Annotated in this window: 7 protein-coding genes; 2 read left to right on the top strand and 5 right to left on the bottom strand. The window is 73.9% G+C overall.

What is annotated here, in order from left to right; genetic code table 11:
- The 4 genes from BU197_RS27490 to BU197_RS27475 all read right to left on the bottom strand — a co-directional run.
- The coding region (locus tag BU197_RS27490) for a hypothetical protein (RefSeq protein ID WP_317453412.1) at positions 1-163 on the bottom strand (163 nt) is incomplete at its 3' end.
- Between the two features lie 251 nt (positions 164-414).
- On the bottom strand, positions 415-1,845 hold the full coding sequence (locus BU197_RS27485; protein WP_188271004.1) for an amino acid permease: 1,431 nt from the start codon (positions 1,843-1,845) through the stop codon (positions 415-417).
- 65 nt (positions 1,846-1,910) lie between these two features.
- Positions 1,911-4,052 carry a phage holin family protein gene (locus BU197_RS27480; protein WP_188271003.1) on the bottom strand — a complete coding sequence of 714 codons (2,142 nt, stop codon included), beginning with the start codon at positions 4,050-4,052 and terminating at the stop codon, positions 1,911-1,913.
- Positions 4,053-4,338: 286 nt separating this feature from the next.
- Positions 4,339-4,743, bottom strand: coding sequence for a hypothetical protein (locus BU197_RS27475; protein WP_188271002.1), 405 nt, complete (start codon positions 4,741-4,743; stop codon positions 4,339-4,341).
- 138 nt (positions 4,744-4,881) lie between these two features.
- Here BU197_RS27475 and BU197_RS27470 point away from each other — a divergent pair, with 138 nt between their 5' ends.
- Positions 4,882-5,661, top strand: coding sequence for an MBL fold metallo-hydrolase (locus tag BU197_RS27470; protein ID WP_188271001.1), 780 nt, complete (start codon positions 4,882-4,884; stop codon positions 5,659-5,661).
- Between the two features lie 17 nt (positions 5,662-5,678).
- A complete protein-coding gene (locus BU197_RS27465; protein WP_188271018.1) occupies positions 5,679-6,320 on the top strand; it encodes a DedA family protein in 642 nt (213 codons plus the stop codon).
- Here the strand turns inward: BU197_RS27465 and BU197_RS27460 are convergent.
- Positions 6,300-7,337, bottom strand: a complete 1,038-nt coding sequence (locus tag BU197_RS27460; RefSeq protein WP_188271000.1) for an MBL fold metallo-hydrolase — start codon at positions 7,335-7,337, stop codon at positions 6,300-6,302. The genes BU197_RS27465 and BU197_RS27460 overlap by 21 nt on opposite strands.
- Positions 7,338-7,409: the final 72 nt, after the last annotated feature.

The raw sequence follows: 7,409 nt of genomic DNA, 5'->3' as shown, positions 1-7,409 counted from the left end.
CGTCGGCGTCGTTTCCGGTGCTGACCACCCAGCCGGGGCGCAGTCCCCGCTCCAGGGCGAGGCTGGCGGCGCCGAAGCCGAGGGCGCCGCTCTGGCTGACGAAGGCGAGGGTGCCGGGCGCGAAGGGGGCGGGCGCGGCGGGCGGTCCGGAAGCGGGGCTCACGGAGATGCGTACTGCCCCCTGCGGGCGGCGGGCCTACATCCCGTCCCGCAGATACGCCCGACCGGCCTACGGCCGGAGGCCCATATTCACTCGATCCGGTGAATCCTCAGGTCAGGGCCACGGCGTGGTCCGAGCCGTACGGGCCACGGTTCCGGCTCCGCGCCGAGTCCGCGCCGAGCGTGCGTCGGATCCGCTCCGAGACGGCTCCGGATCCGCTCCGGGTCCTCGTCCCGGTGGGCACGCCCGTCCCGCTACTCCCCCGCGCCCGTCTCCCCCGCGCGTCGCCTGCGGGCGGCCATCCAGGCGTAGACGGGGACGCCCGCGAAGAGGAACAGGACGCCCTGGTAGACGGCGGTGTGGCCGGAGCCCGCGACCAGCCAGAGGGAGAAGCCGAAGGCGGTGAGGGCGAGGACGATGTCACGGATCAGACGGGCGCGGTCGACCCGCTCGGAGTGGCCGGAGAGCAGGAAGTAGAGCTGTGCGGCGGCGGAGAGCAGATAGGGGACGGTGGCGGTGAAGGTCGTGATGAGGACCAGGGACTCGAAGACCCGTTGGGTGCCCGAGGTGTAGTTGTAGACGGTAAGCAGCGAGGCGAGGACGACGGTCACGACGACGCCGACCGTGGGCACTCCGCGCCGCTTGCGGGTGAAGACCTTCGGGAAGAGTCCGTCCCGCGCCGCCGCGTAGGGGGTCTGGGCGCTGAGCAGGGTCCAGCCGTTGAGGGCGCCGACCATGGAGACGAGGGCCATGCAGGCGACGGCCGTACCACCCCAGGAGCCGCCGAACATCAGGTTGACGGAGTCCGTGAAGGGCGCGTCCGTGGTGACGAGCCGCTCGTGCGGGACGGTCCCGAAGACGGAGAGGGTGGTGAGGAGGTAGAGGAAGGCGGCGGCGAGGGTGCCGAGGACGGTGGCGCGGCCGACGTTCCGGCGCGGGTCGCGGACCTCGCCCGCGCTGACGGCGGCGGACTCGACGCCCAGATAGCTGAAGAGCAGGATCGCGGCGGCGGCGGAGACCGCGCCGACGGCGCTGTGGCCCTCGGCGTGGAAGGGCCCGAGGTTGGCGCTGTCGAAGGTGAAGAACCCGCCGATGGCGACGAGCAGCAGCGGGACGAACTTGAGCACGGTGGAGACGATCTGCACGGCGCCGACGTATCGGGTGCCCGCCAGGTTCGCGAGGGCGGGGAGCCACTGGAGGACGAGCGCGGCGCAGATGGTGGCGGTCTTGGAGCCGTGTAGGGGGATCAGCACGTCGAGGTAGCCGACGGCGGCGACGGCGAGCGCCGCGTTGGAGACCCAGGTGGTGGCCCAGTACGCCCAGGCGGCGAGGAAACCGGCGAAGTCGCCGAAGGCCTCGCGGGCGTAGACGTACGGGCCGCCGGTCTGCGGGTGGCGGTTGGCGAGGCGGCCGAAGACGAGGGCGAGGGCGATCGCGCCGACGGTGAGGATGCCGAAGGCGACCAGGCTGATCGTGCCGTAGCGGGCGACGGAGGCGGGCAGCAGGAAGATCCCGCCGCCGATGATGTTGCCGGTGACCAGCGCGATCGCGATGGGCAGCCCGAAGCGCCGGGCGTGCCGGCTCTCGGAGCCGGGGCCGGAGGGGTGCTCCGTGCCGGGACCGGGGGTCCCGGCGGCCACGCTGTCCGCTGGTCCGCTCCTCGGCGTGGTGGGGGCCGTGCTCATCGGGTGGTGCGCCTTCCGTCGTACATTCCGGACCATCGTCCGCCCAGGACGAACACGCGGCCAAATCAGTGCTTTTTGTCCTGCGGGAGCACTCCGTCAACCGGAAGAAGTGATTCCGCTTCACTGGTGGACGGCGGATTCTCCAGCGAGCCCGGGGATTCCTCGCTCTCCCGCAGCCAGCGCCGCAGGACCCGGTGCACCTGCTCGGCGCCCACCAGCTCCTCCCCCGGGGCCACCGCGGGCGACAGCTCGGGCGGCGCGAGGAGGAAGGGCCGGGACTGCTCGCCGCCGAGTCCGCCGTGGGAGCCGATCTGCTCCTCGAAGGCGTGCACGGCGCCGGTCTCCGGATCGTGCATGGAGTTCACCATGACGTCCGCGACATGCGGGAAACCGTCGGTCCGCCGTACCGCGTCGGCCGCGCCCGGTCCGAAGACGGCCAGCGGACCGGTGTCGTCGAGCCGTGCGACCGGCACCTCCGTCCCGTCCCCCGCGAGCACCACCGAACCGTGCTCGGCGCTGGCCACCAGCACGAAACCGATCCCCGGATGGTGGGCCAGGGTCCGCAGCAGCGCCGGATGGCGCCGGTCGATCTCCTCCCGGGTCATCCGGTGCGGCACGTCGGGGAAGGAGATCAGGCCCAGGTTCCCCGAGGCGAGGACCACCGGATCCGAGGGCCGGGCGGGCAGCTCGCGCGCCGACTCGCCGGTCTCGTCGACGGGCCGGTGCAGCGCGAGGCGCAGTGCGTCCCTGGCCGCGTCCCGCGCCTCCGAGCCGCTGCGGGTCCGCCGTACCCGACGCGGCACCGGCAGCCCGCACCCGGCCCTGACCAGGTCCTTCAGCGTCAGCCCGTAAGCCCGCTCGAAGGTCGCGCCGGGGCTCTGCCCATGGTCGGAGAGAAGCACGATCCGGTACGGGCGGGGGGCGTGCTCGGCGACCGTGGCGATGAGCCCGACCGAGCGGTCGAGCCTGCGGAGGACCTGATCGGTGTCCCGGCTGTGCGGGCCCGAGTGGTGCGCCACCTCGTCGTAGGCGACCAGGTCGGCGTAGACGGCGGTCCGTCCGGCGAGCATGTCGCCCATCACGGCGGAGACCACCACGTCCCGTTCCAGGACCGTGGCGAAGGCGCGCACGAACGGGTAGGTGCCGCCGCGCGAGACCCTGGGGGTCTCCCGGCGCAGGAGCGACCGGGTCGACTGGGCCATCTCGCGCAGGCACTCGGCGACGAACGATCCGGCGGTACGGACGGCGTTGGCCGGGTCGGAGAAGTACGCGAAGTATCCGGCGCGCGAGCGGGTACGGGGACCGCGCCTCGCTGCCATCGACAGGACGAGCGCGAGCTGGTCGGCGCCGCCGCTGAACAGGTTGCCCCTGGAGGCGCCGTCGAAGGCGAGGAGTCCGTCGTCGCCGGTGCGGCGGATGGCCCGGCGCTGGAGTTCCACGGCGGAGGCGGGCCGGTTCGACACCATGAGACGGCCGGTGTCCTTCTCGTACCAGCGGAAGGCGGGCACGTCCTCGTTGGAGCCGTGCAGGATGCCGAGCTGGCTGGCGCCGGTCTGGCTCGACCAGTCGGTGCGCCAGGGGGTCAGCCGGTGTCCGGCGTCGAGCATGCCCGCGACGGTCGGCATCAGACCGGAGTCGACGGCTTCGCACAGGACGCGGTGGCCGACGCCGTCGAGCTGGAGGAAGACCGTGCCCGGGGGCTCCTCCGGCGCGCCCTCCTCGTCCCGGGGGCGGGTCCGGCCGGTCAGCCGGTAGAGGCGGCGGCGGTAGGCGTCGTCGTCGCGGACGGCGAGCGCGGTGGAGGTGGCGGAGGCCACGGCGGACATGGCGGCGGCGACCAGGACGGCGGTCTCGGGGTTGGCCGTGCCGCGCCCGTCGGGGATCAGCCAGAGCGCGATGAGCAGCAGCGAACCGTTGAGGAAGAACACGAGCAGGCCGAGCACGAGCGCGGGAACGAGCAGCAGCGCCCGGACGATCAGCGGCCAGACCAGCGCGCCGAGCAGTCCGAAGACGCCGGCCGCTCCGGCGGCGGTGAGCGCGGTCCGGGTGAAACTGTCGCCGTCGGCCGACTGGAGCCGGAAGTCCGGGAGCACCCCGGCGAGGACGAGCATCGTGAGCGTGGACACCGCCCACACCACACTCACCCGTGCCAGCGCGCTGCCCGCGGACCGCCAGCGGTCGGCGCCACCCCATCGCCCGTCGCCCACGCCCTCTTCACCTTTCGCCCGTTTCCTGACCCAAGCGTGTCACAACGCCCACGGTGGGTGAGGGGGGCGGGGACTTTCGGGCGGACCCGGATGTGTCAGGTCGCCGTCGGGAGCGGGACGGAAGTGGGGGCTGTGGCGGAAGGTGGTGATGGGGAGCGCGGTGTGGTGGGCGACAGGTCCGCCGCCTCGGGCGGCACCGGCTTCGGGCCCCGTCGCACCCCTCCCCCGCCTTGGTTCCCCTCCCCCGCCTCGGCTCGGTTCCCGTCCGCGTCGGATTCCCTCCGCGTCAGTTCCCGTCGTACCCCGCCGTCGGCATCGAGAGCCGTCGGTGCACCCCCGCCTTCGCCGCCGCGTCGTACGCGGGCTCGTCGGGCGATACGGTCTCCACCCGCACCCCGCGCCGCTCGCACTCGGCGCGGAAGCCGGGCACGGAGGTCACCGCGCGGGCGAGGGCCCGCTCGCTGGCGGCGACGAAGAGGTCGACCGCGCCCGCCTCCACATCCGCCCAGAGCGCCGCGTGATCGGGCCGGAAGCCGTAGAACAGCAGCTGGCGGGCGACCACGTACCCCTGGTCGCGCGCCCAGCGGGCACACACCGCGTGCTGGCCGCGCGTATCGACCAGGAAGGGCTCGCTGTCGAGTTCCTCAAGCGGGGTGAGGCTGGCGATCGCCGCCACCCGAACGTCGTCCATGGCCCGACCCTACTGCCGTCCGGGACGGGCGAACATCCTCCGGCACCCGGCAGGGACAATTACCCTCGACAGGGAGTCATGGAGCGATGCCGGGCACAATGGACGGCGTCCGCGGTCACGAAGGAAGCGGAAGGCGGCATGCCGGTGGAGGTCACCTGGTGGGGTCATGCGACCTGCACGGTCGAGGACTCCGGGGTCCGCTTCCTCACCGACCCGCTGTTCGCCCGGCGCCTCGCGCACCTGCGGCGGCGGCGCGGCGCGGCCCCGCCGCCCGAGGCCGCCCGCGCCGACGCCGTGCTCGTCTCGCATCTGCACTCCGACCATCTGCACCTGCCCTCGCTCGCCCGGCTCGCGCCCGGCACCCGGCTGATCGTGCCGCGTGGCGCCCCGGACGCCGTGCCGGGGCTGCGCAGGCTCGGCGGTCGCGGGCTCCGGCTGACCGAGGTGGCGGAGGGCGGGACGGTGACGGTGGAGGGCGTGACGGTACGGGCCGTCCCGGCGCTCCACGACGGGCGGCGGCTGCCGATGGGCCGGCACCGGGCGCCCGCGCTCGGCTATGTCGTCGAGGGCGAGGCGCGGACGTACTTCGCCGGGGACACCGGGCGCTTCGACGGGATGGCGGAGGCGGTGGGCCCGGTGGACGTGGCCCTGCTTCCGGTGGGCGGCTGGGGTCCGTATCTGGGCCATGGGCATCTGGACGCGGGCCGGGCGGCGCAGGTGCTCGCCGAGCTTTCCCCGGCGGCGGCGGTCCCGGTGCACTACGGCACGTACTGGCCGATCGGGCTCGACGGAGTGCGGCCGCACGAGTTCCACGCGCCGGGTGACGAGTTCGTACGGCATGCGGCGCGGCTCGCGCCCAAGGTGGTGGTGCACCGGCTCGGCCATGGCGAGCGGGTGCGCCCGGAGGTCGCCCGGTGATCGACGGGTTCACCCGGATGGCGATGGCCGTGCGGGAGCTGCCGCCCGAGTCGACGCAGCAGGCGGTGGGGTATCCCTCGCTGTTCCTGCTGGTGTCGCTGGGCGCGCTGGTGCCGGTGGTGCCGACGGGCGCGCTCGTCAGCTCGGCCGCCGTGGTCGCCTTCCATCAGAGTTCGCCGTTCTCCCTGCTCTTCGTCTTCCTCGTGGCGGCCTTCGCGGCCTGTCTCGGCGACGCGGTCCTCTACTGGCTCGGACAGCGCGGGGTCCGCTCCCGCAACGGCTCGCGGTGGCTGGAGGCGCTGCGCGGCCGGGTGACGCCGGAGCGGCTCGCGCACGCGCAGGAACGGCTCGAAAGCCATCGGGTGTCGGTGCTCGTCCTGTCCCGGCTCGTGCCGGCCGGGCGGATCCCGGTCATGCTGGCCTGTCTGCTGTCCCGGATGCCGCTGCGGCACTTCGTACGGGGCGACATCGCGGCCTGTCTGGCGTGGGCGGCGACGTACCAGCTGATCGGCATCCTGGGCGGTTCGCTCTTCCCCGAGCCGTGGCAGGGGGTCGTGGCGGCGGTGGGCCTGACGGTGCTGGTCGGCGCGGCGCCCACGCTGTGGCGGCGGGTGCGGCGGCCGAAGGCGGCCGGTCTCTCAGGGCACGAGCACCCGTGAGCCGCCGACCGGGAGGTCCCACAGGTCCTCACGGGGCAGTCCGGCCTTCTCCCAGGCGGCCCTGACCCGGGTGAGGGGTTCGAGGACGGGCTCCGAGGACAGGACGAAGGTGGCCCAGTGCATCGGCGCCATCCGCCGGGCGCCGAGGTCCCGGTGGGCGCGGACGGCTTCCTCCGGGTCGGTGTGGACGTCGCTGAGCCACCACCGGGGGTCGTAGGCCCCGATGGGGAGCAGCGCGAGATCGATGCCGGGGTGGCGGCGGCCGATCTCGGCGAACCAGTGGCCGTATCCGGTGTCCCCGGCGAAGTAGACGCGGTGCTCGGCGCCGTCGGTGAGCACCCAACCGCCCCACAGGGAACGGCAGGTGTCCAGGAGGGTGCGCTTGGACCAGTGGTGGGCGGGGACGAAGTCGAAGCGTACGCCGTCGAGTTCGGCCGCTTCCCACCAGTCGAGTTCGGTGACGCGGGTGAAGCGGCGGCGGGTGAACCAGCGGCCGAGTCCGGCCGGGACGAAGACCGGGGTGTGCCGGGGCAGCCGTTTCAGGGTCGGTGCGTCGAGGTGGTCGAAGTGGTTGTGGCTGATGACCACGGCGTCGACGGGCGGCAGGTCCTCCCAGCGGACGCCGACGGGGGTGAGCCGGGCGGGAGTGCCGAGGATGCGGCGGGACCAGACGGGGTCGGTGAGGACGGCGAGACCGCCGATGCGCAGCAGCCAACTCGCGTGCCCGGCCCAGGTGAAGGCGAGGGTGCCGGGTCCGGCGAGGGGCAGCGGCCCGGGTTCGAAGGGGAGCAGGGGGATGTCGCTGAGCCCTTCGGGGCGGGGGCGTACGGCGCCTTCCCTGGCGAGCCGGGCGAGGGCCCGGACGCCGGGGAGCGGGGCGGTGAGCCGGTCGGCGAAGGTCCGGGGCCAGTCCGTACGCAGCCGCCCGAGGGGTTTGAGGGCGGGCGCCGGGGCCACCGGGCCGTTCCGGTGCGGGGGTTGGGGGGCCCGCGCGGGGTCTGCCGTGCGTTCGGTCATCTGCGGACTCCGTTCTGCGCGGCCTGCGGGGGTGGTGGCGGGCCCTCGGCGGGGGTGGTGGCGGGCCCTCGG

The sequence above is a fragment of the Streptomyces sp. CBMA291 genome, assembly GCF_014596525.1.
Lineage (GTDB): Bacteria > Actinomycetota > Actinomycetes > Streptomycetales > Streptomycetaceae > Streptomyces.
Note: the sequence above shows the minus strand (reverse complement) of the source record. Positions and strands in the feature narration are given on the sequence as shown.